The 25,596-nt window shown below is 41.8% G+C and carries 25 protein-coding genes; 6 read left to right on the top strand and 19 right to left on the bottom strand.

Annotated features, from left to right (window positions below):
- Positions 1-45 precede the first annotated feature (45 nt).
- From EO92_RS16730 to EO92_RS11125, 8 genes are all read right to left on the bottom strand, one after another.
- A complete protein-coding gene (locus EO92_RS16730) occupies positions 46-507 on the bottom strand; it encodes an N-acetyltransferase (RefSeq protein WP_052734342.1) in 462 nt (153 codons plus the stop codon).
- Between the two features lie 3 nt (positions 508-510).
- A complete protein-coding gene (locus tag EO92_RS11155; protein WP_048171625.1) occupies positions 511-1,221 on the bottom strand; it encodes a WbqC family protein in 711 nt (236 codons plus the stop codon).
- Positions 1,222-1,234: 13 nt separating this feature from the next.
- A complete protein-coding gene (locus EO92_RS11150) occupies positions 1,235-2,494 on the bottom strand; it encodes a polysaccharide pyruvyl transferase family protein (RefSeq protein ID WP_082108075.1) in 1,260 nt (419 codons plus the stop codon).
- A gap of 55 nt (positions 2,495-2,549) precedes the next feature.
- A complete protein-coding gene (locus EO92_RS11145) occupies positions 2,550-3,674 on the bottom strand; it encodes a DegT/DnrJ/EryC1/StrS aminotransferase family protein (RefSeq protein WP_048171621.1) in 1,125 nt (374 codons plus the stop codon).
- A 116-nt stretch (positions 3,675-3,790) separates the two neighbouring features.
- Positions 3,791-4,825 (bottom strand): dTDP-glucose 4,6-dehydratase, encoded by a 1,035-nt coding sequence (gene rfbB / locus EO92_RS11140; protein WP_082108067.1) that lies wholly within the window; start codon positions 4,823-4,825, stop codon positions 3,791-3,793.
- Between the two features lie 2 nt (positions 4,826-4,827).
- The gene (gene rfbA / locus EO92_RS11135; protein WP_048171676.1) at positions 4,828-5,697 is read right to left on the bottom strand and encodes a glucose-1-phosphate thymidylyltransferase RfbA; all 870 of its coding nucleotides are present in this window, start codon (positions 5,695-5,697) and stop codon (positions 4,828-4,830) included.
- Between the two features lie 46 nt (positions 5,698-5,743).
- Positions 5,744-6,679: an SDR family oxidoreductase gene (locus tag EO92_RS11130; protein ID WP_048171617.1), complete on the bottom strand. Its 936-nt coding sequence runs from the start codon at positions 6,677-6,679 to the stop codon at positions 5,744-5,746.
- 26 nt (positions 6,680-6,705) lie between these two features.
- On the bottom strand, positions 6,706-8,445 hold the full coding sequence (locus EO92_RS11125; RefSeq protein WP_082108064.1) for a nucleotide sugar dehydrogenase: 1,740 nt from the start codon (positions 8,443-8,445) through the stop codon (positions 6,706-6,708).
- Between the two features lie 841 nt (positions 8,446-9,286).
- On the opposite strand from EO92_RS11125, the gene EO92_RS11120 reads away from it, so the two are divergent.
- Positions 9,287-10,201 (top strand): glycosyltransferase family 2 protein, encoded by a 915-nt coding sequence (locus EO92_RS11120; RefSeq protein ID WP_048171616.1) that lies wholly within the window; start codon positions 9,287-9,289, stop codon positions 10,199-10,201.
- Positions 10,202-10,314: 113 nt separating this feature from the next.
- Positions 10,315-10,605, top strand: coding sequence for a hypothetical protein (locus EO92_RS11115; RefSeq protein WP_156165797.1), 291 nt, complete (start codon positions 10,315-10,317; stop codon positions 10,603-10,605).
- A gap of 84 nt (positions 10,606-10,689) precedes the next feature.
- Here the strand turns inward: EO92_RS11115 and EO92_RS11110 are convergent, their stop codons facing one another.
- From EO92_RS11110 to EO92_RS11100, 3 genes are all read right to left on the bottom strand, one after another.
- A complete protein-coding gene (locus EO92_RS11110; RefSeq protein ID WP_048171612.1) occupies positions 10,690-11,730 on the bottom strand; it encodes a Fic family protein in 1,041 nt (346 codons plus the stop codon).
- A 44-nt stretch (positions 11,731-11,774) separates the two neighbouring features.
- On the bottom strand, positions 11,775-12,020 hold the full coding sequence (locus EO92_RS11105; RefSeq protein ID WP_235283303.1) for a DUF86 domain-containing protein: 246 nt from the start codon (positions 12,018-12,020) through the stop codon (positions 11,775-11,777).
- Positions 12,021-12,116: 96 nt separating this feature from the next.
- Positions 12,117-12,425, bottom strand: coding sequence for a nucleotidyltransferase family protein (locus tag EO92_RS11100; protein ID WP_048171610.1), 309 nt, complete (start codon positions 12,423-12,425; stop codon positions 12,117-12,119).
- Between the two features lie 466 nt (positions 12,426-12,891).
- On the opposite strand from EO92_RS11100, the gene EO92_RS18310 reads away from it, so the two are divergent.
- From EO92_RS18310 to EO92_RS11090, 4 genes are all read left to right on the top strand, one after another.
- Positions 12,892-13,047 carry a hypothetical protein gene (locus tag EO92_RS18310; RefSeq protein WP_200896771.1) on the top strand — a complete coding sequence of 52 codons (156 nt, stop codon included), beginning with the start codon at positions 12,892-12,894 and terminating at the stop codon, positions 13,045-13,047.
- On the top strand, positions 13,047-13,334 hold the full coding sequence (locus EO92_RS11095) for a hypothetical protein (RefSeq protein ID WP_048171607.1): 288 nt from the start codon (positions 13,047-13,049) through the stop codon (positions 13,332-13,334). Before EO92_RS18310 ends, EO92_RS11095 begins: the two co-directional genes overlap by 1 nt.
- A 5-nt stretch (positions 13,335-13,339) precedes the next feature.
- A complete protein-coding gene (locus EO92_RS17205; protein ID WP_082108072.1) occupies positions 13,340-13,609 on the top strand; it encodes a type II toxin-antitoxin system RelE/ParE family toxin in 270 nt (89 codons plus the stop codon).
- Positions 13,610-13,724: 115 nt separating this feature from the next.
- On the top strand, positions 13,725-14,363 hold the full coding sequence (locus tag EO92_RS11090; protein WP_048171606.1) for an acylphosphatase: 639 nt from the start codon (positions 13,725-13,727) through the stop codon (positions 14,361-14,363).
- A 354-nt stretch (positions 14,364-14,717) separates the two neighbouring features.
- Here the strand turns inward: EO92_RS11090 and EO92_RS11085 are convergent, their stop codons facing one another.
- The 8 genes from EO92_RS11085 to EO92_RS11050 all read right to left on the bottom strand — a co-directional run bounded on the left by EO92_RS11085 (position 14,718) and on the right by EO92_RS11050 (position 25,198).
- The gene (locus tag EO92_RS11085; protein WP_048171604.1) at positions 14,718-16,172 is read right to left on the bottom strand and encodes a TIGR04279 domain-containing protein; all 1,455 of its coding nucleotides are present in this window, start codon (positions 16,170-16,172) and stop codon (positions 14,718-14,720) included.
- 245 nt (positions 16,173-16,417) lie between these two features.
- Positions 16,418-17,182 (bottom strand): hypothetical protein, encoded by a 765-nt coding sequence (locus EO92_RS11080; protein ID WP_235283302.1) that lies wholly within the window; start codon positions 17,180-17,182, stop codon positions 16,418-16,420.
- A gap of 360 nt (positions 17,183-17,542) precedes the next feature.
- Positions 17,543-19,051: a lipopolysaccharide biosynthesis protein gene (locus tag EO92_RS11075; protein WP_048171602.1), complete on the bottom strand. Its 1,509-nt coding sequence runs from the start codon at positions 19,049-19,051 to the stop codon at positions 17,543-17,545.
- 663 nt (positions 19,052-19,714) lie between these two features.
- Positions 19,715-20,761 carry a polysaccharide deacetylase family protein gene (locus EO92_RS11070; RefSeq protein ID WP_048134927.1) on the bottom strand — a complete coding sequence of 349 codons (1,047 nt, stop codon included), beginning with the start codon at positions 20,759-20,761 and terminating at the stop codon, positions 19,715-19,717.
- A gap of 64 nt (positions 20,762-20,825) precedes the next feature.
- Positions 20,826-22,253 carry a nucleotide sugar dehydrogenase gene (locus tag EO92_RS11065; RefSeq protein WP_048171600.1) on the bottom strand — a complete coding sequence of 476 codons (1,428 nt, stop codon included), beginning with the start codon at positions 22,251-22,253 and terminating at the stop codon, positions 20,826-20,828.
- A gap of 141 nt (positions 22,254-22,394) precedes the next feature.
- Positions 22,395-23,333, bottom strand: a complete 939-nt coding sequence (locus EO92_RS11060) for a UDP-N-acetylglucosamine 3-dehydrogenase (RefSeq protein ID WP_082108070.1) — start codon at positions 23,331-23,333, stop codon at positions 22,395-22,397.
- A gap of 47 nt (positions 23,334-23,380) precedes the next feature.
- Complete coding sequence (locus tag EO92_RS11055) at positions 23,381-24,463, bottom strand: DegT/DnrJ/EryC1/StrS aminotransferase family protein (RefSeq protein WP_048171598.1); 1,083 nt, start codon at positions 24,461-24,463, stop codon at positions 23,381-23,383.
- Positions 24,464-24,529: 66 nt separating this feature from the next.
- Positions 24,530-25,198, bottom strand: coding sequence for an acyltransferase (locus tag EO92_RS11050; RefSeq protein ID WP_048171596.1), 669 nt, complete (start codon positions 25,196-25,198; stop codon positions 24,530-24,532).
- Positions 25,199-25,596 lie beyond the last annotated feature (398 nt).

The raw sequence follows: 25,596 nt of genomic DNA, 5'->3' as shown, positions 1-25,596 counted from the left end.
ATAACCTATATGTACATGTGATAGGTCTCTTTTTGATGAATATAGTTATATATTCTTGATCATTAGGAGACTACTGTTGTCATTTGACTTTACACTAAATCTATTTTTTTTATAAAGTTTTATTGCTTTTATGTTGTTTTCATTTACTTCAAGTTTTATATATTTCATCCCTTTTTTTCTTGCATGCTCAATTGAAAAATCAATCAATTTCTGAGATATCCCAATGCCTTGATATTCAGGAACAATAGACACAGAGCTAATAAATGCTATTTTTCTAGAATAATCATTTGTATAAATTGCTAAAAAACCGATATTCTTTCTATGATTTTGAATAAAAAAACAATCAGCATTATGAACAAGTTTATCTGAATATTTATTTATATCGACCATTTGATTTAACGGTGGAATAAAATAATTACACATCTCGTTGAAATAATTCTCTACTTTTTTTGAACTGAATTCACTTTTATCAAGTTCGATATATTTTAAAGATAATTCATGTGACATTTCTTAATTCCTAATAAGTTCGTACATATTAAGCATTTTTTTAATCTCATCATTTGAATTAAACATCATCACATCTATGATTGACAGATTAGGTACAAATTCATTATCAAATTGTTTATATTCACAATTTTTTGATTTTATGAATTTGAGGTCGATCCCATTGGATTCAAATGATTTACTATCATAGAGCTCTAAGCCTCCAATTGGATTTATATATATGGTGGCCGATAAATTTCTACCGATCTCTATTACTCTTTCTTGACTTTTTAACGAATGATCCATTTCTATCTGAGATGAAACGATAATTTCAGTAGTTATTCCTAAATATTCGGAAATCTTCTGTATTGAGTTAAAAATGAATGTAAAAAGGTTTTTTTCTTGATAAATAAAACATTTTTCTATAATTGGCATTGCCTCGTTGAAATATGGCGCTTTTCGATAAGTATCTTTGATTTTTCGGATAAGTTTCCCTGCATCTTTGTCAAAGTATTGATCTGAGATGAATCTTTCACGAATATCCAAATAATCAGAATCGGATTTAAGGGGAATTGTAAAAAGGGTATCTTTTGCATTTTGAAGGATGCGATTGCGGCGTATCCAGCTTTTTGTGGTGAATTGAATATTGTCGTAAACTACAAATTTATCCACTGTATTCAAAAGTTGCCAATAACCAATATATGGCAAAAAATATGGTTGCATTATTCCTATTTTCATAAAACAACCTCTATTATTTAATCAATCCTGGTAGAAGGTCAAAGTTTTGACTAGCCATCTTTTTAACTAGGGGGATTTTTTCTTCAAGTATTCTTCTAATGATAACTCTGTCATTCCAGCATTGGTCTATCTTGTTTATCAAGTCGTGTTTTTTTGAAGGATTGGCAACATAATTATCCATTGAAATAACTTTTGCGAAGCCTCTTAGTTTGTGAGCTTTAGGTTCATGCCCATAATCAATGATGACGGTTGGTACACATTGCGATGTACTAGCAACAGTAGAATGAACTCTTCCACCGACTAGCATGTCAAAGTGTCCAATGATAGCTTTGGTTGTCCATGCATCATATGCCTCGTCCAATGCAAAAACATTCTTTGCGATGCCTCGATCATTTATAATCCTTTGTAATTGTTTGATTATAGGATAATCTCTACCATGAATGAGTTTGAACTCTTTTGGTGGGATTGGGAATCCGTTTGAGTGTGACATAAGATATACTTTTGCGCCTATAGACTCGCTGATGAACTCAATTGCTTCTGCAAAAACGGTATACTCTTCATCATCCCTTGGCCATTTATCGAATGGTCCTTGAGTAAAATTCCAGCCGCATAATACAAATCCTACAATTGGTTCACAACTTCCAAGGATTTTTTCATTATTTAGCAGGGTGTTAACATAACTATCTTTGGAGGGCTCAAATAAAAAAGATGGACACGCTAAACTTTGAACATGTTCCACATCAAAACCATTTTTATTCAAAATGTCCTTGCTAATTGGTTCCCTGTTGGTAACGAGATCAAAGCCCTTAAATACTTCTTTAGCTATTTTTTTTGATTCATTGTCTGAAAATGGGCCTGGAGAACCTGCGAGCATAACTATAGTTTTGGAAAGTTTTTGAGCCACAAGGTCCTTATACAAACCAACTAGGAATCTATCTCTTCCCAAAAGATTTGCATTATCTCCCCATATATCACCACTATAATCAATTATTAGATCAGCATCCATTACAGCTTCAATATAGGGTGTTACTTCTTCAAACATTCCTGTTATAGCATACTTTTCAGCAATTTCGATCTCCTTAAGTGCCACATCGAGGTCGTTTCCTGTCCATCCGTAATAATAATCCATTGGTAAAACCGTTATCTTCTCTCGAATACAAAACTCCTCTGACATCTGAAATGTTGTCTTAATCGTTGCATTTGGAAATACTCGATGCAGTTCCCGAACAAAAGGTTCGATTATATAATAGTTTCCAATATTTCCAAATTCCATCCTTCCCCAGTGCAGGGTACATTGCCCGATTAATAATATATTCATATTCACTCCATTACATATTTAATATTTTAATTATCTCTTCTATTTTATTTATTGACAAACCGGGGTAAAGTGGCAAACACATAACTCTGCTCGCAATGTCCCTTGATTCTGTTTGAGGGGTATGTGGTTCTAGATATTCAAGTGTATCTAAAGAGGGGTAAAAGTATCGTCTTGGATTAATACCAGCAGCATTCATAGCATTTTTGACTTCCATAAGCTTTCCCTCGCTTTCGAAAAGCACTGGAAAATAGCTGTAATTATTGTTACATTGAGAGTTGCGCTTTTGTAGTTGCACATGATCCTTGAGAACGTTTTCGTAGTGGCTCCAGATTTCAGCTCTTTGTTCCAATATTGTATCCATTTCATCCAGAACACAAAGACCCATTGCAGCTTGAAATTCATTCATTTTAGCGTTTATGCCCAGTTCTGTGACCGAATCTGGACCAGCAATGCCAAAGTTAATCATCAGCTTAGCTTTCTCAAGGTCTTTTTTGTTTTTGAAGATGATAGCTCCGCCTTCTATAGTGTGAAAAAGCTTGGTGGCGTGGAAACTAAGTATTGTTGCATCACCGTAGGACAGCAGACTTCCACCATTATATTGCACTCCAAAGGCGTGTGCTCCATCATAGATAGTTTTCAAACCATACTTCTGTGCAATTTTTTCAATTTTTTCCACATCACAGGCATTGCCAAATACATGTACTGGTACTATTGCTGTAGTTTCTGGTTTTATAGCTTCTTCAATTTTGGATGGATCGATACAGAATGTTTTGGGATCTATATCCACAAAAATGGGTTCAATGCCTTCCCATACGAGAGAACTGGTAGTAGCTACAAAGCTAAATGGAGTAGTTATTGCTTGTCCACTTACTCCAAGAGCTTTATATGCAATTTGTAAGGCAAGAGTTCCATTTGATACAAGTAACAGGTTTTGGACACCTAAGTATTCTTCAAGCCTTGCGGTAAGTTCCTTTACTAATTGTCCATTATTGGTCAGCCATGCGGTGCTGTAAATTTTGTCTATATATTTGTCTAGCTTAGTGCGATCAGGTAAATATGTTTTAGTGACATTAATTACCTCATATTTGTCTAGCTTAATGGGATCAGACAAATGTGTTTTAGTGATATTGATCATCTCATATTCCCACCCTGTCAATTAGTGAAACTGGATTTTTTATAAGCCAGTATGATAATTAATGTAAATACATTTTTTATAATTACATCTGTATCCTATATACGGAATGTGAATATTCACAATCCACCATACACTTTCTGGTAATAGTTTCTATAATCTTCATTTATGATGGAATTTAACCAGTGTTTGTTGTTTAAATACCAATCAACAGTCATTCTTATTCCATCTTCAAAAACGATTTGAGGTTTCCAGCCCAATTCCTGGTCTATTTTTGTTGCATCGATCGCATATCTGCGATCATGACCTTTTCTGTCTTCAATAAAAGAGATCAATGATTCTGATATATCCCTTTCGGGAAGTTTTTCTGAAAGAATTTTTATTATTGTTTTCACAATATCAATGTTTGTCTTCTCGTTGTTTCCCCCAATGTTATATACCTCTCCAATTTTGCCATTTTGAAGTACAGAATCAATTGCAGAACAATGATCATTCACATGCAACCAGTCACGAATATTCAATCCATCACCATATACCGGAATTTTTTTCCCATTTATAGCATTGTAAATCATCAATGGGATTAGCTTTTCTGGAAATTGGTAAGGACCATAATTGTTTGAACATCTCGTAATATTCACATTTAAACCAAATGTCTTATAATAAGCTCTCACTAATAAGTCAGCACTCGCTTTGCTCGCTGAATATGGACTATTGGGGGAAAGTGGAGTATTTTCTGTGAAATATCCCGTGCTACCTAAGGAACCATAAACCTCGTCAGTGGATATCTGTACAAATTTATTTAGATTGTATTTTTGTGCAGCGTCTAATAATACTTGAGTACCCAGTACATTTGATTTGATGAAAATTTCAGGATCTTTTATGCTTCGATCTACATGTGATTCGGCAGCAAAATTGACTATATAATCAATGTTATTTTCTGACACTATTCTTTCAACTAAAGATCTATCACAAATATTTCCTCTAAAAAAGGAATAATTTGCATTAGTTTCAATGTCTCTTAAGTTTTCTAAATTCCCTGCATATGTTAATTGGTCTAGGTTGATAATGCTGTAAGTTTTGTGACTATCAAGCATAAACCTTATGAAATTACTTCCGATAAATCCTGCTCCTCCTGTTACTAAAACCGTTACTATGTTTAAACCCCCTTAAATAGAGATATAAGGTATTTTCCATAATCGGTGTTTTTCAACGGCTCCACAAGATTTAATAAACTTTCTTTGTCGATGTATCCTTTACGGAATGCAATTTCTTCTAAACATGCTATGTATAAGCCCTGTCTAGTTTGGATGGATTCTACAAAATTTGCTGCTTTTAGAAGACCTTCACAGCTTCCAGTGTCAAGCCACGCCATGCCTCGTCCTAACAACTGAACCCGCAACTCTTTTCTTTTTAAGTATTCGTTGTTTACAGAAGTAATTTCAAGTTCGTCTCGAGCCGAAGGTTTTATAGTTTTTGCTATTGTTATTACTTGATTATCATAAAAATACAGGCCGGGGACCGCATAATTTGATTTTGGATTTTCTGGTTTTTCCTCAATTGAAATTACATTTCTGCCTTTATCGAATTCTACAACGCCAAAATCTTTTGGGTTACTTACATAATATCCAAAAATAGTTGCTCCTTTTCTATTAGATTCGGCTTCTTTTAAATGTTCAACCAAACCTTGACCATAAAATATGTTATCCCCTAAAATTAAAGCAACGTTATCATTTCCTATGAATTCTTCACCAACTAAAAAAGCTTCGGCAATTCCCCTTGGTTGTTCCTGTATCTTATATGAAATTTTTAAGCCTAAATGACTTCCATCATCAAGTAAATCTCTATATAGAGGGATATCTCTGAGGGTTGAAATAACTAATATTTCATGAATTCCAGCCAGCATTAAAACTGACAGAGGGTAATAAATCATAGGCTTATCGTAAATTGGTAAAAGATGTTTTGATACTGACTTTGTCATTGGATAAAGTCGAGTACCATTGCCACCAGCAAGAATTATCCCTTTCATACATTCACCTTTGAGATAGACATCTTCATTCGGTTTTATAGTATTTTTATGGAGATTTTCGCTCAAACCACTCTACTGTTGTAGTTAATTCTTCCTTAAATTCATCTTTTGGATTGTATCCAAAATTTCCTGCTCTCGAAATATCTGCCAGAGAATGTTTGATATCTCCAGGTCTTGGGTCTGCATATACTGATTTTATTTCCTTTCCCAGTATTTCATTTATGTAATCTACAAGTTGATTGACCGTAATTCTCCTTCCACATGCAATATTGAAAATTCCTGTCTGATCGGATTCACAGGACAGTATGTTTGCATCAACAACATTTTTGACAAAAGTAAAATCCCTGCTCTGTTCTCCATCTCCATAAATCAGAGGGCTTTTATCATTTGCAATTGCTGTTATGAATTTGGGAATTACAGCAGAATATTGGGATGTCGGGTCTTGTCTTGGCCCAAAGACATTGAAATACCTCAAGCAAACTGTTGGAAGCCCGTAGAGTTCTTCAAAAACCCTGCAGTACATTTCACCGGTAGCTTTTGTAATTGCATAAGGGGATTGGGGATTTACAGGCATATCTTCTATTTTAGGAAGAGTTGGAGTGTCGCCATATACTGAAGAAGAGGACGAAATTACGACTTTCTTGATTCCCGCGTCTTTTGCAGCGATAAGGACATTCAGAGTGCCTGTTACGTTTGCTTCGTTGGAACTGTAGGGGTCTTTTACACTTCTAGGAACGCTGGGGATGGCTGCGAGGTGGAAGACATAATCTTTTCCCTGGAATATTTCAGTCAGGTTCAGGTCCACTATGCTGCCTTTTATCAGGGTGAGGTTTTTGTGGTCTAACAGGTGTTCGATGTTTTCCATCCTGCCGGTTATTCCGTTATCAATTACTGTTACTTCATTATCCTCAAGCAACTTTTCAGTAAGGTGGGAGCCAATGAAGCCCATTCCGCCCGTGACTATTACATTTTTATTTTTCAAATAATCCCCTCTGTAAAATTGTAAAATTATGAAAGTCTTTGGAGTTTTCTTTTCTGCACTTCTTTTTTAATTCTCTGGATGTGGCCTCTTCCGAGGGCTTTGACTTCACAGCCAAGTTCGAAGTATCTTCTTATTTTTTCATCGGATATTATCCCGAAGCAGTCAATCACTGCGATAGGCCCGCCTGCCATCTCTACGATAACTTCAGGTTCAAGGTTAAGATATTCATTATGTGGAACTGCGAGGATCAGGGCTTCTATACCTTTAATAGCTGTTGAAAAGTCCTCTTCGATTTTTAGCTCAGTCAAATTGTCCTGGTTCCTGAAGAAACGCTTCCAGGACTGGCCGGATGCCGGATAAGTGTCCTGGCTTTCCATCTCGTACCAGTGGTCCACGTAAGGGTCATGGACACGCATCTCAGCGCCCATTTCAGTAAGTTTCCTTACGACAATTTCGCTTCCGCTGTATCTGGTGTCGCCTACATCCTGCCTGTAACTGGCTCCGCAGATCAGGACATCTGCTCCGGCAATGTACCGATCCATGTTTCTGAGAGCATCCCTTGTGAGTTCGGCTACATGAAGGGCTCTGGTGTCGTTGACATCAATTGATGTGGGAGTGATCTTAAATACATCATCCCCATCTTCAAAGCCAAGGATGTGCTTGTAAGCCCAGTAACCCAGACCTCCGTCTTTTGGGAGGCAGTAACCCCCGATTCCCGGTCCGGGGAAGATCATGTTGCTGTGGGTTGGACGCATTTTTATTGCATCTACCACCTTTATGATGTCCACACCGTTTCTTTCGGAAAAAAGGCTCCATTCATTGAGAAATGCGAGTATTGTTGCACGGTATGAATTTTCAATAATTTTTGCAGTTTCGGACTCTATCGGCCTGTCCATCACTGTCAGGGGATAGTCTTTAGTGTTGATTACTTCCCTGAGGAATTTTTCAACCTTTACTCTTGCTTCGTCGGTGCAGCCGGCACAGACTCTCCAGAAGTCACGTACACTTGCAACGTAATCTTTTCCTGGCATGACTCGCTCATAACTGTGTGCAAGTAGAGGAGTTGAATCGATTCCACGCTTGTAGAAGGCTTTTTTCAGAAGAGGAAGGGCAACGAATTCGGTAGTTCCCGGAGCAACGGTCGTTTCGATCAGGACAAGGCAGTCTGGACTTATATTTTCTCCGATTGTTTTCATGGAAGCTTCAAGGGCAGCCATGTCGGTTTCGCCGGTTCTGACGTTTCCAAGTTCACATTTTACATAATCGCACTGAATATCTACCACAACAACGTCAGCAAGCTTCAGGCAGTCGTTTGTGTATGTAGATACCAGTGTTTTTGTTTCAAGAACACAGCGTTTTATAATCTCATCTACTTCTTTGTCTTCTGATTTTACAGGAGATTGGCCTCTGTTGAGCAGTGGGATTTTCCAGTAACTTCGGGGGCTTGGCCTCTGGCAACCGATTACAAATTTACTGTAGTTCCCGTTTTCGTCTTTGGTATCTGCAATGATCGCAGCCATCACAGCTCCGACGAACCCCACTCCCATTACGACAACAATTTCTTTTCCTTCGTTCCGGGCCTGATTTACGAGTGATTCAATTCTTTTGAATTCTTCTTCATATTCTTCAGGTTCAGGTAATGGAAATTCTTCTCCTTCTGGGCTAATTGAGTAGTCTGTAATACGAGAAGTAAGATCTATGGGTGAGCCCCTTTCATTCTGGAGACTTTCTGGGCTAATAAAATTATTTTTAATTTGAGAGGACATAACTTTTTCTCCAAAAGTTTTCAATTTAAGTGACTATTTTTCTGATTAAATCTTATATCTGACTCAGGCCTTGTGCCGAGAATAATTGCAATCTTCATATTTTTAGCGCGTCCTTGCCGGGAAATAGTCACTTACTTTCTTAATTTTTAGTGAATTACACTTTATAATTATTTAAGTTCTTTGATTCTTGTGTATTACTTATCAGACGTGATTTTTTTTCATAGCATCTTATAATTCATAGTCATAATTTTGCTACATTGTGACTTTTTTAATAAAGCTATTGCAATATGATTTTCTCAAATAAATCCTGGACCTGAAAAGTTTTTCAGAATTGTACTGAATAATTGCGCTTTAAAGGAAAATACATAGAACCATTCGTTTTTAAGAAATCGTCAATGATTTATAAGAATGCAAAATCGAGGTTTTTGGGTGCGTTTTATAGATTTCAGGCGTTTTTGAATTATTTCCTCAAAAGGTTTTATTCCATTTTTTCCCGGCAGGTTGTCCGTCAGATAACCTTCTCTAAATGAGGTTCTCAGGTTATGCGTGTTTTTATCCTTGAGGCAATCTCAATAATCGCGACGAGCATTTCTCCTCACAGTAATATATATATTTATTCTAATTAGTCGTTTTAGATTAGTATTTATACTTGCAAATTGCTTCGTCTTAGCTAATTAGTCTCATGGTGCCGATTTTTGAGAGTTACATAGTGTTCTGGACTAAAGTGTTGCTTTTCATCACAAGATCTAATATATAATTTAAATTACATGTTTATTCTTCCAACAAGGGGTGTATTAAAACGGGTGCAGAGCTGGCGACAGGGAGAACTTATCGATTTCTTATGCCGCATGAGGTTTTAAGAGAAAGGCAGGATGGTTCCCATAACATAACCGTGCTCCTGCCGGCTTATAATGAAGAAGTGTCCATAGGAAGCGTTGTCCTGCTTGCAAGAAGGTATGCTGACAGGGTGATAGTTATTGACGACGGCAGCTCGGACCGGACAGCCGAGGTTGCTGCAAACGCCGGGGCTGAAGTGATTGTGCATTTCCCCAATCTGGGCAAGGGCATGGCTTTTAAGACCGGGTTTGAGGCCGCCGGGGATGCAGATATTATAGTTACCATGGACTCGGACGGGCAGCACAACCCTGCCGATATCCCGAAGCTCGTTGCTCCCATCCTGGAGGGCGTTGCAGACATGGTGAATGGCAGCCGTTATCTTAATGGTCGCGCCACCGACACTCCAGCCTACCGGCGCATAGGTCAGACGATCCTTGACAAGGTTACGGTCCTGAACTCCGGAGTCAATATTACCGACTCCCAGAGCGGGTTCCGCGCCTTTTCCGCCTCCACAAAAGATATCTTCCGCTTCAACGCCACAGGCATGGCAATAGAAAGTGAAATGCTCGCAGACGCCGGCAGGGCCGGGTTAAGGGTAACAGAAGTGGAGATCCAGGTCAGGTACGACGTCGACGGCTCAACCGAACATCCTGTAAGGCACGGCCTGGGTGTTTTGTTCAGGATTTTTAAGGACATCGAATATAATAAGCCCCTGTACTGCTTCACCCTGCCCGGTTCTCTCCTCAGCGCAGGCGGGTTATACATGGGCTTCGGTTTTTTGCGGACCTTTTACCTTGGTGGGAACCTTAACTTCGGGCCCGCAGTTTTGATGATCCTGCTGACCCTCACCGGGTCCTTTATGGCTTTGACCGGAATTATGCTGCATTCGATAGCTGGCCTGATCACGCATCTAAAATGAGGGGAAATGAGTGGGTCACGTGGGTCTATCTCGTGAACTTTCCGAAATCAGGAAACTGGGTTTCAAGCATGGCATCAGACAAAAAAGATTCAAAGCAGGTTTGGGAGGGCCTGATGAATACCTCTGAGGCAATCCCGGATCTGTATACTGATTTTTCGGCTGTTGATGGAATGCGGGCGCAGAGGGAAAAAAGCTGGGGATTTCGGTCCTGCAAACTTTTTTTCTTTGGTTTTCAGGTGCTGGAGCTCTCACCGGGTGCCATAGGCAGCCGGTCCTTCCCTAAAAATTGCTACCTGGACGCTGTAATGCAAACCCAGGGCTCTTCTTTTTTCGCGTATTTTTTCTTAAGGTTGCTTCGGGTGAGTTTACAGAGGTACCCGGGACTGGACAAAAATAATAATTGAAACTTAAAACCCTCTTTTAAATCAAAATCCGGTCTTGAATGGGTCATTAATGGGTCATGAATGGGTCATTAATGGGTCTAAGGGTCAAAAATTAAGCACATAATAAATACCCTGTCCCTTCTCACCCACTTGTCTGAGGACTTTTTTGTCAACCAGGTCTTGAAGGTCACGTTTTGCTGTGGAGGCACTCACATCACATATATGCTGGAATTCTTTATTTGTGATCTGTCCTTTCATCCGGAGATATTCGATAGCCTTTATCTGCCGGGTGTCGAGTCCTATCTGGCCGTATTTTTCTTTTATTGAGCGGTCACTGCTGAGTTTAAGGACTGTTTTTTCAACCCTTGATATCTCTACGGCAATGCCAAAAATAAAATACTCCAGCCATTCGGTAAGGTCTCCGGCTTTTGCGTCGGCATTGGCAAGGACTGAGTAATAGGCAGGACGATCCTCATTGTAGTATTCCTCCAGGGCAAAAAACTTCTTTATGTCAAAGCCCCTTTTTGTTAAAATAAGAGTAGCAAGAGCTCTTGCAGTTCTCCCGTTGCCATCAACGAAAGGGTGGATGCGGGCAAGTTCGTAGTGGGTTATTCCTGCCTGTACGGCAGGCATGAGGTCGAGGGCATCTTCACTATTCAGCCACTCGACAAGAGCTTTCATAAGCGCAGGGACTTCTTCAGGTCCCGGCGGAGTATAGGTGACCTTGCCAGTTTTCGGATTTCCTACAACAACCCGGACTTTTCGGTAGTATCCGGCAGAATCTTCGGGCAGGACGCCTTTTACCGTAAGCCTGTGGATTTCGAGGAGAATTTCTTCGGTAATTTTGGGGTTTTCTTCCAGGCTGTCTATGTATTCAAGTACATCAACATAGTTCCAAACTTCTTTTTTGTCCTTCTCATGAGCAAGGATATCCTTTCCATCAATGACCATCCCCACTTCTTCAAGAGTAAGCGGGTTACCCTCGATGCTTGTCGTGTGGTGGGTCTGCCTGATCAGGGCTTCTCGCTGAAGCTGCTTTTCCCAGGCCGGGATGAGAGGGCTGTTTATGATGACTTCCCGGGCAGCCTGAGCCCTCGCAAGCAGACGTACGATTTTATTGGTATATTTAAAATTAGGCTGAAACATCTACTTATCCGCCTTTTTGTCCCTCTTTAATAGGGTGATCCTGTTCATTCAATTTCAGCAAGGATAGATTTGAACATCGGGATAAGGGGTGGAATATCCTGTTGTACAGTGTCCCATAAAATTATCAGATCCACACCAAAATAACCATGAATTAGCCTGTCTCGCATGGTAGCCATCTCTCTCCATGGGATAACCCGATATTTTTCCCTTATCTCCAGAGGTACGTTCTTAGACGCCTCGCCTATGATTTCTATAGCTCTGATCACGGCATATTTGTGTTTTTCTATCATTGACGAACCGGTCATAGGAATATTCGGCGATGAATTCCTGAATATCGAGCAGAGCATTAAGTATGTCTTCTATGTAATCCCCTGCAACTCGGGTAGTCATACTTCAACCACCTCTGAAAGAACGTGTTTGCCGATTCTGGGTTTCAGGGCAGTTTTTGATACAAGATCGACCTTTATTCCAAGTTTATCCGACAACTCATTCTCAAGCCTGGCATAACCCAGCAGCGTGATGGACCCGTTGAATTCCACCAGGATGTCCAGATCGCTTGAAAGCCTCTGCTCTCCCCGGACGTATGAACCAAAAACTCCCATATATTTGATAGGGTACTTCTTCTTTAATTCAGGAAGCATTTCCTGCAGTTTTTTGATGTATATATCAACTTCACGCTGGTCCTGCAGTTTCATGGCATTTTGAATTTATGGTCATTCGTATATAAAGTAATGGTTTTGCTGCCTCTTAAAGGGCTCTGAAAACTCTGAGTGGACATGGGATGGCCTGATGGACGCCTCTGGAGATCTCATACCGGTGGACTGATTTTCCGGCTGTTGATGAAATACGGGTGCAGAGGGAAAAGAGCTGGTAATTTCAATCCTGCAAGCCTTTTTTAACCTCGTTTTCTGTCCCGGAGCTCTCACCGGGTGCTGCAGGCAGCCGGCCTTTCCCTAAAAATTGCTGCGTGGAAGCTGTAATGCAAATCCCGGGCTCTTCTTTTTTCGTGTTTTCTTTCTTAAGGTTGTTTCGGGTGAGTTTGCAGAGGTGCCCGGGACTGGAGAAAAATAAAAACTGAGTTTTAAATCTCGGGTATTAAGCAACGCCGTGGGTATGTTTAAGTATATGCAATTACACAAATCTATGTAAAAGAGGAATATTATGAAAAGATTCACTATTTCTGTTCCCGACAACCTCAAAAAAGAGCTTGATTCAATGGCTGATATTAACTGGGTAGAGGTAGCCAGGAAGGGGATTGAGGACAAACTTAAGAACCTTGAACAATTTGAAGCCCTTGAAAAAAGAGGTGATCTGTGATGTCAACGATTACAATACCTGTTACAGATGACCTTTACAGGAGGATGGAGCATTTTTCCTGGGTGAAATGGTCTGAGGTTGCAAGACACTCCCTCCGGAAAAGGGAAATATTTGAGAAATATTTAAGATCCGGAGAACTATCTGACGAAGACGCGGAGTTCTGCGATAAAATTGATTGGCACCCTGTAGATGAAATGTCTTTCAAAAAGGATTTTGCGCGAAAATTAGAAAATTCGAAAAAAGAAACCTCCATGAAGGTTAAAGACATTTCTGACATCTTTGAGTGATCGGAATGCCATACACCCTTTTTATAGTTCCTTCCTGTAAAAAAGAGATCAACAAAGCATGTAAGAATAATGCACAACTAAAACACTCTTTGACCAAAAAAATACAAGAAATCTGTGAAAATCCCTCTCACTACAAACCTTTGAGAAACGACCTTTGTGGTCTGCGCAGAGTGCATATTCTTAAAAGCTTTGTCCTGATCTTCAACGTAGACGAGAACGAAAATTCCGTGACCCTGGTTAGTTTTTCGCATCACGATACTGCTTACTCGCGTTAATCGAGGGTTTTTTCATGGAACCTTCGAGACTTCAGGAATGGTTGTATGGGACTCGGGTACTTTGAGAGAGAAATGATAACAAGGTTTATCTCCTGTTACGAAAAATAAGTCTCATATGGAGAAACGTGCCGAGATCAAAGTATATGGTCGAGTCCAAAAAGCAGGTTTCAGAGATTTCATTGATGAGATTGCCTTTAATCTGAATCTCAATGGATACGTTAAAAATCTTGATGACGGGACAGTACAGGTTGTTTGTGAGGGAAACGAAGACGCCATTCGTGAATTGCTCACAAAAATTAACATTACTCAATATCCCATTCGTGTAGAAAATATTGATGTGGTCTACAAAAAGCCAACAGGTGAGTATACAGCATTTGAGCTTATCAGAGACGAGGATCTGACCACCGCAACTTATGAAAGAATGGACGCGGCTGCGAGATATATTCGAGAAATGAATTCAAACCTCGGCGGGAAAATGGACTTCATCGGCGGGAAAATTGATGTTCTCGGCGGGAAAATGGACTCAATCGGCGGGAAAATTGATGTTATCGGTGGAAAAATGGATTCCATCGGTGGGAAAATTGAATCCCTCGGCGGGAAAATTGATGTGCTGGGCAATAAAATCGATCAGGCCAGGGTGGAAATAACATACGAAATCCGCGTAAGCCGGGATAATTTCAGGTCCCATCTTGATGAAAGGATTTCCACCATAGAACGCGAGTTATCTCTTATTAAAGCAAAAGTCATTCCCTGAAATACTGCTTGAGCAAAACATCTGGCTCAGTAGTCAACTACCTCTGAGCTAAAGATTCTGTGGGTTCTTGCTGAGGTTTTATGAAAGCCAGGGCTTTTGGAGAAGGCGCCTGAAAAGTTGAGGGTTTGAAAGGACCACAGGTGCTTGAGACCTACTTTTGTGCAGTTTTCAAGGTCTCATAGGTAGTCCGTTAAAACCCGGCTAGAATCTCTCCGGGCAAGTTTGCAGAGGTTGCCGGGCCGGGAGAAAAATAAAAATAAAAAATAAAAACCGGCAGGCTCCCGGTTAGATTGCTCCTGATCTTCTTCAGTCGCTCTCTCAAGGCCCGAACTTTCCTCCGCTTTTTTTCCGGCTTCAGTGCCTTCTCTTCAGTATCATAATCCCTATTATGAGCGTTCCCGCAAAGCCTATGATGAAGGACGCCAGTTTAGGGGGATTTTTTATAACCTTTTCTGCCTGGAGAATTTCTCCCCGAATCTGGGGGTCGAGGTTTTCGAGTCCGAGTGAACTTGCGGTATCAAGAATGGACTGCTCGGTTTCCAGGGTGGAAGGACTTTTATCCTCTATTGAAAGGTCGGTGGCTTTTGAGTCCACTTTTTGTTTTTTGTCTGACCCATGTGATTTTTTGGGGGCACATATCGCCAGCTCTTTCTGGGCTATGCCTGTAAGGCCTTTGCCGTTTTCATAGGCAGCTGCAAAGAGGAGGTAGTCTCCGGGAGGGAGGTCAAAGGTTGTCAGGGAGAGGGTGGTCTGGTTCTCGTCTCCTATGCTTATCGTACCGTTGCCTTCTCCGATCATGGTCTGGATTTCGGTCGTGAGTTCATCTTTGCTGAATTTGGAATCGTAGTTTGTAGAATTAATGCCGAATTCATTGATGATATCGATTCCGTTAACGAAGATATCGGTCCCGTGCACTGTCCCGTTTGAGCTGACATTTATTTCTGCGCGGTAGGCATCTTCCCTTATCAGCAGGGCCCCGTATGTGTAGCTCCCCTGAGCCGGAGCCTTTTTCAGGTTCAGGCTGACTTCAAGATTTTCGCATTCTTCGAGTTTGTTTGGGGAATCTACTTTCAGTTCGTATTCCAGTACCTCAAAACAGGTTGCCGAAAGGACCTTCCTCTCCGCCTCAGGCTCTTCATTTTCGTTGCCTGCAAGCATTATGAGTACTCCGTAACTGCCTGCTGGAAGGGGGTCAAGGGTCAGGGGGGCGGAAAGGTCCCCGGTTTCGTTCAGGACTGTGGTGGTTACCAGAGTTGTAGAACCCGTGCTACTATCGAAGATTTCCTTGAAGCTCCCGGCGTTCCCATCCCTGAGATCCGTAAAGGCGTCTTTAAGGGAATTCACATCAAGCCCCTGGACCAGGTAAATATTCACTTTCTGCTTCCCGAAAGCTGCAGGTCCTTTGAAATCCATCTTCACTTTCTTGTTTTCAGTGTAAAAGGGATGGGTGGAGTATGGGTATGTAAGTACAAGTTCCGTATCATCTCCGGCGGATACCCCTGATTTCAGTTCAAGAGTAGTTCCCGCACTTTGAAGGCTGTTTGCCCCGCTGTATGTAAAATTAAGAGGCTGTGGGAGCTGAATTTCCTCTCCTCCGCTGAGAAGGATCCAGCCGCCTTCCGTCAGGCTCTCATTATGGTCTGCAAAAAAAACGCTGTTATCATTTTTTTCGAGAACTGCAATCCAGGGCTCTTCTTCGGAAAATGCCGCTGATACTGAAATGAGTGAAAAAGTAAGCATCAAAACTGTCAGGGCTAACCTGAATGTTTTGCCATAAATTCCATTATATATTTCCGTTCTTTTTTTCATTACTACTACCCCTTAGTTATTCTCTTCCCTGCTTAATTCCAGATTTTTTACTCTTTTTCAGGGCTTTAGCTGTTAATCTTTTTTTAATTAAATATTATTCAACATTCATATCTTTATTTAAAAATACATGTTCGCCATTAAAGAGATTTGCAAGGGGTTCCGGAACATTTAAAATATTTAATCTTAAAAGTGTTTAATATTTTAAGTGTTTAAATACTCTTTTTGTCTTCCAGAACTCCATAACTTTAACGCTTTTTAATCCTTGAATAAAGCAGAAGTAGTAGCATTCCGGCTAAGATCCCTTCTATCCATATGTTTGAGCCCTTCCAGTCCCGGGATAAATCTTCTTTTTGGCCCTCTTTTTGTTCCGAAGAGGGTGTTATATCCGAAGGCAGGCTTTCTGCCGGCTGCAGGGTAACCTGCTTTGTAACGTCCCCTACCTTTATCTCAAAATTGCCTGCCGGGATCGATTTAGTGTCATACTTATAGCTGAAATTCCCTGAATCCACCTTCACCTGCTGGAAACCTGTAATCCTGAGCTTGACATCAGAGGCATTTGATTTCCCGTCAAGCCTGATCTTGTAAGTCCCCGGGGGGACGCCTGCCTGGGAAACCGTGGCCTCTCCTTCTTTTGCAGTTCCAGTTATGGTTATCCAGAGAATCATCTTTACTCTCACGTTCAGGTCATCGACACCTATTGCCTGCACAGTAAAACGGTTGTTGAACCCGGGCGGGATTTTTACGTCGTCAAGCAGATACTCGTATTTGCCGTCCGAGACCCGGACATCCTTTTCAAAGGACACCCACACGTCTGCTGTCTCTCCTGCGAAATCGGCTCCTCTGATCTCTATTGTGTCCCCAACTACCGGGTTTTCAGGGATAAGTTCCCAGCTGTTAGTTGCAGCATTCCCGGGAAAGGGGATCAGGCATAGAAGTACCGAAAGACAGAACAGCAGTTTCAGCTTTTTTCTATTACTCCGGTTCTGGATAAACGCGGAAGCGAATTTCACGAATGTAATCCCCTCAGAAAGCAAAAGTCCGAATCTCCTTTTTCAATATTTTTGTCTTAATTTGAATCACATAACTTTCAGATAATCTGCAGATAAATCAACATGCTTATATTGTTTTTCTTTTTAATACCCTGGGCTTCAGGCAGCAAAGAATTTCACTACAGGCTGGCATTCACAATGATATCTCTCAGAAAAGTCTATTTATATTTTACCTTGATTTTTATACGACTTGCCGCCGAATCTGAATCTGGTTATTAATGGGAATCGCATGGTTATCAGTATTTCTCATCAGGCGTGTATATTGAGCGCGACCTTTTGAATGCGATCCCATTGATTACCTGTGATGAGTTCTTACGCTTTTTACGTTTTTCCCGGAAATTTGAGTTCCCCTATTGTCTCTTTTACCTGTTTATCCGTTTTCAGTATATACAGATAATAAATGCAGATAATCAAACCGGAGATTACAACCAGAAGGACCTGGTTTATTCCTGCGGTTTTGAGAGCTATCAGGACTGCTCCTGCAGGGATAAAGAGGACCAGGTTTGAGAATACTATTTTCAGGGCTCTTGATGTCTTTACCCCGGAGTAGTACATCATTTTCAGGCACAGGTAGCCGTACACTACAATGCCTGATATGGAGAAGAGGGCAAGAGCTATACGGGCACTTCCGAACATGCCGCCAATTGTGAGGGACAGGAAGCGGGTTGTCAGGTTGAAGAAATTGTAGTTGAAGCCGAAATGGTGTTCTTCTACTACCAGGTATATTGTGGTTAAGGGGGATGAGATAAACCATATAAAAGCCCAGAGGCTCAGGATCTGGGCGTAGACTCCTGCTTCTGTCCAGGCACTCCCGAAAATCACGGTAAAGACATCGCTTCCGACAATTGTGAGAATCAATATAGGGAACATGCCTATGAGCACGAGCATTCTGAATACACTTTCAACAAGAGTACTGAGGGTGCCTTCGGATATTGCCCTTGATGCCCTTTGGTAAAAGACCTGTGAGATTGAACCTCCAATAAAACTCATAGGTAACTGGAGCAGGCGGAATCCCAGGGAATAAAAGCCAACCACCGCAGGAGTGAAAAAGGCTGAAAGAAGAAAAGCCGGAAGCTGCCAGGAGATTGAGTTCATAAGGGCAGACCAGCTGTCTATGAGTGGAAGTTTGCGGTGCCGTATAGAGCTTTCATATATCTTTTTCCAGCTCAAGCTCTTTGTTATCAGGTTTCTATCATCTCTCCAGATCTGCCCTCCAAGCACGAATGTTGCTACAGACTGGCCCGCAAGGCTGCCGCCGATTAAACCAGTTGCAGTTGGGGGGCGTTCTGCAAGCCCGAGGATGATCTGGGTTGCAGTGGTCGAAACCGAACTGAAAACCCTTGAGAAGGAGAGCCTCTTGAAGAGTTTTGTTCTTGAGTTCCAGTTGTTGAGTGCGAGAAAAACTCCATTTACAAACACGAACGGGGGGACAAGCCAGAGATAATCCCCTATCTGCGGGGCATTCAAAAGGTCAATTATCGGGGTTTTGAAGTACCAGATAACTGGCACGGTTAAACCGGTAACAAAAAAGACTGCGAGGAAACTCAGCCCTAAAAGGTTTATTGCTTCCTCGTCTGATTCAGGCAGCATTATAGATAACTCATACCTCAGGCATGCAATAACGCTTATAATGCTCGTGATAGAAATATACAGAGCCCAGACTCCAAAATCCTCCGGTCCGTAAAGGCGGGTCAGAACAGGAGCTGACAGAATCGTAAGGATCTGAGCAAAGGTTGTTCCGCCTGCGAGTGTCAGCACATCTGATACAAAACTTGCCTTCTTTTCTTTTTTATATGGCTTTTTTGCCACATCTGCTTTCTTTTCATCCATAGCCACTACCCTGGCAAGGGATATTGTTTTTCAGGCCCGATAACTGGAAGCTTTTAAATCTCTGAAGTGAATCGTTTAAATTCCTGCGGTTATACTTGTTCCTGTGGTTATATTTGCCCTTTTAAGAATCCTGATTCTTCAGAATTTCAGTAACCTGGCCTTTCCTTACTTTTTACCCTGGCCTTTTCTCCCTTCCCAATTTCCTATACACAAATTATCCTTATAAACTCATCCGACTCAACAGTCCCCTTCTCCCAGTAGTGACAGCCTGGACCCCGAAAACTCATAAAGTATGGGATTTTTATCCAGCCGGCATCTCCAGGTATTTGTTCCCTTTTCCCGTTTACCAGAGATTATAGCCCCTGGGCTCAAAGGGTAAAATAATTATTGAACCTTTAACAGAAATTCACTGTTAACTTTTTAACAGCCGAAGTTCCTGGAACCAACATCAATCAAGTTAATCCACTTGAGGCAGCCATATCTCTGGCAAAAAAGAATTTTCTTTTAGCTGCCGGTTGATGTTGTTTTATTCTTTTTGTGAATGAAGATCAATTTAGTCTTTTAATTGATCCTTACTTTTAATTGATCCTTACTTTTAATTGATCCTTATATTATCGTAATTTATTTAGCAACTATGATTTATTCAGCAACATGGCACTGTTTTTAGATCCCCGGCTCAATCTGACTGGTCCACCAGTTATAGATTTCCTCTCCGCTGGTAATCCAGGCGTTTTTGCTGGCACAGTACTCAAGGACTTTCTCGTAATATTTAAGAGTCTCTCCCTCAATGCATGTGTTGTTATGCCAGAGGATAGTAATCACGCCGTTATACCGTTCAACAGTATCGATAAGATACTTCGTACATTCCCAGGCTTTTTTAACATCAAGGCGCATGTAGTCTTTCAAAAGTGAGCGGTCCATTATCACCAGTGGAAGCTCCATAATGTCGATCTGGCGCCCCTCATTCAAATTAAAAGGCCTGAAAGGATGGCACATCCCATTTCTAAAGCCAGCGCAGTCTGGATACCCCAGTGTGGTGTCGTATTTGAACCCCGCTTTACTCAACAATTCCCAGGTATTCGGTACGCTAAACCTTAAATAGTGATTTCTGTACCCGATAACCCTTTTTCCCAAGACTTTCTCAAGCCGACTTTTTTTTTCTTTGATGTCTTCAAGGCTATTGTAAGATTCATGCCCCCCATGCAGGCCAACTTCCCATCCACTGTCGGATATAAAGCCCATTTCAGATTCAAGGTCTTTAATGTTATAATTAAAGTCCGTTTCTTCAGGGTTCAGGGCAAGAAAATAAAAACTGGATTTTGCATCATATTTTGCCTCCAGCTCCACTATTTTCCTGAAGTTCCAGCATGGATTACATTTCTTGCAAATCCTGGAAAAAGGGGTTTTCATCGTCTCGGTCAGATTCTTTCTGGCAAGAGCTTTAATAGACCCGATAATCGGATACAATTTTTCCGGGTAAACCGCGTCGATGTCGTGTGTGAGGCAGACCGCAAACTTTTTTCCGTCCGGATACTGCGGTTTCAGCCCGTTTTCTAATAGAAATTTGGAAACTCTCGGTTCAAAAATACTTCTCTGGCTGCTTAGATAGTACGGAAACCTTTCATACCTGTCGCGAAAGATCAGGTCGTACTCTTCCTTTCTGGTAAAGAGCTCCCAGAGTTCCTTGTTTTCTTTCAGTTTTTCAAACATAATTATCGCCCTATTTCCCGGATATAAAAAACAAATTCTTCTTAAAAAGGGGAATTTTTCCCCTTTATATTATCTCATGTGAATTCTTATCTCCCCTCCCAATCCCCTTATACACAAACCCCTTTCCAATAAACTCATCCGGCTCAACTACATTTCTTCCATCAACAATTACCGGATTCTTTTTCCCACTTACTTTTTTCACCCAATCAGCTGTCACATCAGAGTAGGCGCTGTGTCCTGCAAGCACGATTACAGCATCCGCACCTTTTACAACCTCTTCCAGGTTATCCGAAATCTCGACGCCCGGATAATTGACAACGTATGGGTCGTGTACCATAACACTGGCCCCAGCTTTCAGGCAGAGGTCCCTGTACGGTTCTGACGGGGTGTTCCTGGCATCATCCGAGTCGCTGATAAATGCCCAGCCGAGCATTGCAACCTTTGAGCCCTTCATCTCCTTTCCAAGCCTCTCAAGGGCTGCAACAGTCAGGTTGTACATGTGTGAAGGCATAAAGTCATTGACTTTTCTGGCAAGCACGTAGATTGAATCCGCACCTTCGGGATAGTCCAGCTGTCCAGTCCCGATCTTGACCCCTCTTTCCAGGTGGTATGTATCTTTGGTCAGGCAGTGGCCTCCAACCCCTGCTCCGGGCCAGAGGATAGCTCTTGTTATACCCTCGCCTTTTAAGCTGTCAACCCCGGTCCTGACGTCATAGACATTTATGCCCATGGCTTCACAGTAAAGGGCAAGCTGGTTGATTGCTGCAATCTGAAGGTCGCGGAAAGTGTTCTCCGCAGTTTTTGTAACCTCGGCTGCAGTTGCACTCATCGGGATAACTTTTCCGACAGTGAGCACCGGTGAGTAAAGCTCAACAGCCCTTTTTGTGCTTGCCTCATCAATTCCGCCTACTATCCGGTCGTGTTCTCTGATGTTTTTCAAAAGCCTGCCTACCATTACCCTTTCAGGGGCATGGGCCAGGGCAAAATCTTCGCCTGCTTTCAGGCCGGACTCTTCCTCAAGGATCTGCTTTGCCATTCCTGCGGTTGTTCCCGGAGTGATTGTGGATTCGAGGACCACAAGCATACCCGGTCTCAGATATTTTCCGGCGTTTCTGATCCCCTCTATGAGAGCGCTGAAATCAGGTATAAGGTCTCTGGGATTTGCAAAAGGAGTCTGAATTGCAAGTGTGACTGCATCAAGTTCGGAGATCCTTGAGAAATCGGGGGTACATTCGAACTTGCCTGCTTTTACGACCTTTTCAATGAGTTCTTCAAGGCCTGGCTCTTCCCCTTTGAGCGGGCTTTCTCCCCTGTTGAGCATATCAATCTTGTAGCCTGAGCTTTTTGAGTCGCGCTGGAAGCCCAGTACTTTGTCAAAACAGGGAGCATCTGCGAATAAGACGGCTGCAGGGATTCCTACATAACCCATGCCAAGTACTCCTATTTTTTTGATAGGGCCGCGTTCCTTTAGAAGTTTTTCCAATTTGCTCATGCTTTATCACTTTCCAGTATTGTTTTTAAGATATTCTTCCATTTCTCTGATGCATTCGGATTTTTATAGAACGAAGCGTAAAACCCCCGGGTTTAGACCAGGGGCAGTTCACTTCCATCACCGTTCTGGCTTTTATGCGGTTTACTGCCCGACTTCAATTAATCTCTCTTCTTCGTAGGACCTGATGGCTGCCATTGCTACTTCAAGGGCATGTTTTCCATCTTCGCCGCAGGGGTTAGGTTCTTTGCCCGTTTTAATACAATCTATGAAATAAACGAGTTCGTTTTTCAGAGGTTCGCTTGGTTCGACTTTGGCTTTTCTGATCCAGCCGTTGTCATGCAGCTCGACTGTCTGGTCGATGTAGTCCAGATAGGCTACTCCCTTGACCCCTATTGCTGTCAGTTGCCTTACTTTATGGGGAGTAAGCCAGTTTGTTTCAACAACGCCTGCAAAATTATGGTCCATGCGCAGGATAATTGAGGCATGGTCTTCAAAAGAGTGGATATCTGCGCCTGCAATGGCGTAAACACCCCTGATCTTTTTGCCGTAAAGGTATGAAATGACGTCTATATCGTGAACACCGATATCCAGAATTACTCCAACGTCCCTTATCCTCGGGTTGTAGGGGCCGACTCTCCTGGTAGAGATGGATACTATCTTGCCAAGAGTGCCCGAATCTATGATTTCTTTGAGCCTTATAACTGCAGGGTTGAAACGTTCTATATGCCCTACCATTAGCACCTTATCTGCTTTCTTTGCAGCTTCTATCATCAGGTTCGCGTTTTCAACCGTGTCTGCAATCGGTTTTTCTACAAGGACATGAAGGCCTGCGTCCAGGGCGTCAAGGACTACCTGTTTATGCAGTTTTGTGGGCACAACGACGCTTACTGCATCAAGGCCTTCGGCAAACATTTTTTTGTAATCTGTATAGGCTTTCGTTTTAAACTGAGCGGCCATGGCTTCGACTCTGGTCTGGTCTACATCTGATATTCCGGCAAGCTCCACGCCCTCCATCTCGCTGTAGATTCTGACGTGGTTCTGTCCCATGGCGCCTGTGCCTATTACTCCTACTCTAATCAAGGTTTCACTTCCTGTTTCTGAGAATGCGGTTACTGCCCGGGAATTACTCAATCGTTTGAATAAAATTCTCTGGTTGCTTTAACTATCTTCTGCACGTCATCTCCGGATAAAGACGGATGTACAGGGAGGGAAAGAACCTCTTCTGCTGCTTTCTCCGAGACAGGCAGGGAATCTTTGTACCCGAGTTCCATATAATAGGGCTGTTTGTGGATGGGGATCGGGTAGTGTATTCCGGTTCCTATTTCTTTTTCCTTCAGGAAAGCTGCCAGTTCGTCCCTCTTTTGAGCTCTGATTGTGTACTGGTGGAAAACGTGGGTACAGCCAGGTTTTGTTACTGGAGGTACAAGCCCTGAAATGCCTTTGAGTCCGGCTGAAAGCATGGCTGCGTTTTTCTGCCTGGTAGCAGTAAACCCGTCCAGTTTTTCGAGCTGAACAAGCCCGATTGCAGCTGCAATGTCAGTCATGCGCAGGTTAAAGCCCAGCATTTCATGCAGATAGCGAACTTTTGAGCCATGAGCCCTGATCATCTGTGATTTTTCTGCGATTTCCTTTTCATTTGTTGTAATCATCCCGCCTTCACTTGTTGTCATGTTTTTAGTCGGGTAGAAGCTGAATGCTCCGGTCCCGAAACTGCCAACCCTTTTCCCGAGGCATTCTGCGCCATGGGACTGGCAGGCATCTTCAATCACGACAAGCTTGTGGTCTTCAGCGATTTCCATTATGGCTTTCATATCTGCAGAGTGTCCGTAGAGGTGGACAGGCATAATGGCTTTTGTTTTTGAAGTAATCTTTTCCTGGATTTTTTCGGGGTCTATATTATATGTATCCGGTTCAATATCTGCAAAAACAGGTTTTGCCCCGGTGTAAAGAATACTATTTGCAGTGGCAATAAAGGTGAAGGGACTTGTAATTACTTCGTCTTCTTTTCCAATGCCGTGGGCAAGAAGTGCGATATGCAGGGCTGCAGTGCCGGAGTTTACAGCAACTGCATACTCGCAGCCGGTGTACTCAGAAAAAGCAAGCTCGAACTCTTCTACTTTTGGTCCCTGTGCAATCATACCTGAGCTCAGGACCTTCGTTACTGCATCAATCTCTTCCTTGCCCAGCAGGGGCTTGGCGATTGGGATCATTTTTGGACCTCTTATAATTATCTTAATAAAACTTTAATATTACTTAACTTTGATTTTTTGATAGGTTTATATTCGGTTTAACTCTTTAAGATCTTCAGGAAGCTCCTGTATTCTGGCAGGTACACCGATCGCCAGCTTCCACGGAGGCACATCTTTTGTCACAAGGGCTCCTCCGGCAACCATTGCTCCTTCCCCTATTTCCACTCCCGGAAGCAGGGTCGCGTTAGCGCCTACAGATGCTCCTTTTCTCAAAACAGGGCCTTTAAGTTCGTATTTTTTACGGATGGGATATTTGTCGTTGGCAAGAACAGCACATGGTCCGATAAATACATTGTCTTCGATAACCACATTCGTTGGGATATAGACGTTTCCCTGAATACTTACATTGTTTCCTATCTTCACGTTTCCATCTACGATAACGTTCGTTCCGATAAGTACATTGTCCCCTATTTGTGTGTTTTCCCTGATCATTACGTTATGTCCGGTCTTGAAGTTTTTTCCGGTCTTTACGCTGGAAAAAATTGTCGAACCTGCTCTTATAATCGAGTTTGGACCTATAATGCAACCCGGAAAATCAAAGGCCTCTATCTCTACATCCTTTTTGAGGATCTCCATGAGGACTCTGTGTTCTGGATACCCCAGTATTACATTCTCCAGAATTACTGTGTCCTTTCCGATTATAGAGGTTCCATAAACCTTAGAAGAACTGTGTATTTTGAATTCTTTTGAGTTCATATTCTTCCCCCGTTTTTCTCCTGTACCTTATAATTCATTCGGAGTGCTTCGAATCAACGCTACATATCAATTATTTTTGTAGAAATTTGGGGTTTCCTGTTCGCGGATTACCTGGTTAATTTCTTGTACCTTGGTGGGCGCGAAGGTGATTATCAGTTATCGTTTTTCCCTGTACTCACTCCCTGTAATTCCCTAACTGTATTAATTTCTTCACTGAATACACTTTGTAATTATTTAAGTGATTTGGTTTATTTACCTATCTATTGTTTTCCGGATTTCTTCAGATAAGTTTCTCTTATTTATATTACGAAGCGTAAAACCCCTGAGTCTTTAGCTCAGGGGATATAAGCGTCAACCTAAACTGTTAACCGTTATTGATTCTGTCAATTGTTAAATAT

It is taken from the genome of Methanosarcina sp. 2.H.A.1B.4 (assembly GCF_000979385.1).
Classification (GTDB): domain Archaea; phylum Halobacteriota; class Methanosarcinia; order Methanosarcinales; family Methanosarcinaceae; genus Methanosarcina.
The sequence above is the reverse complement of the archived record's forward strand: the minus strand, read 5'-3'. Positions and strand labels throughout refer to the sequence as shown.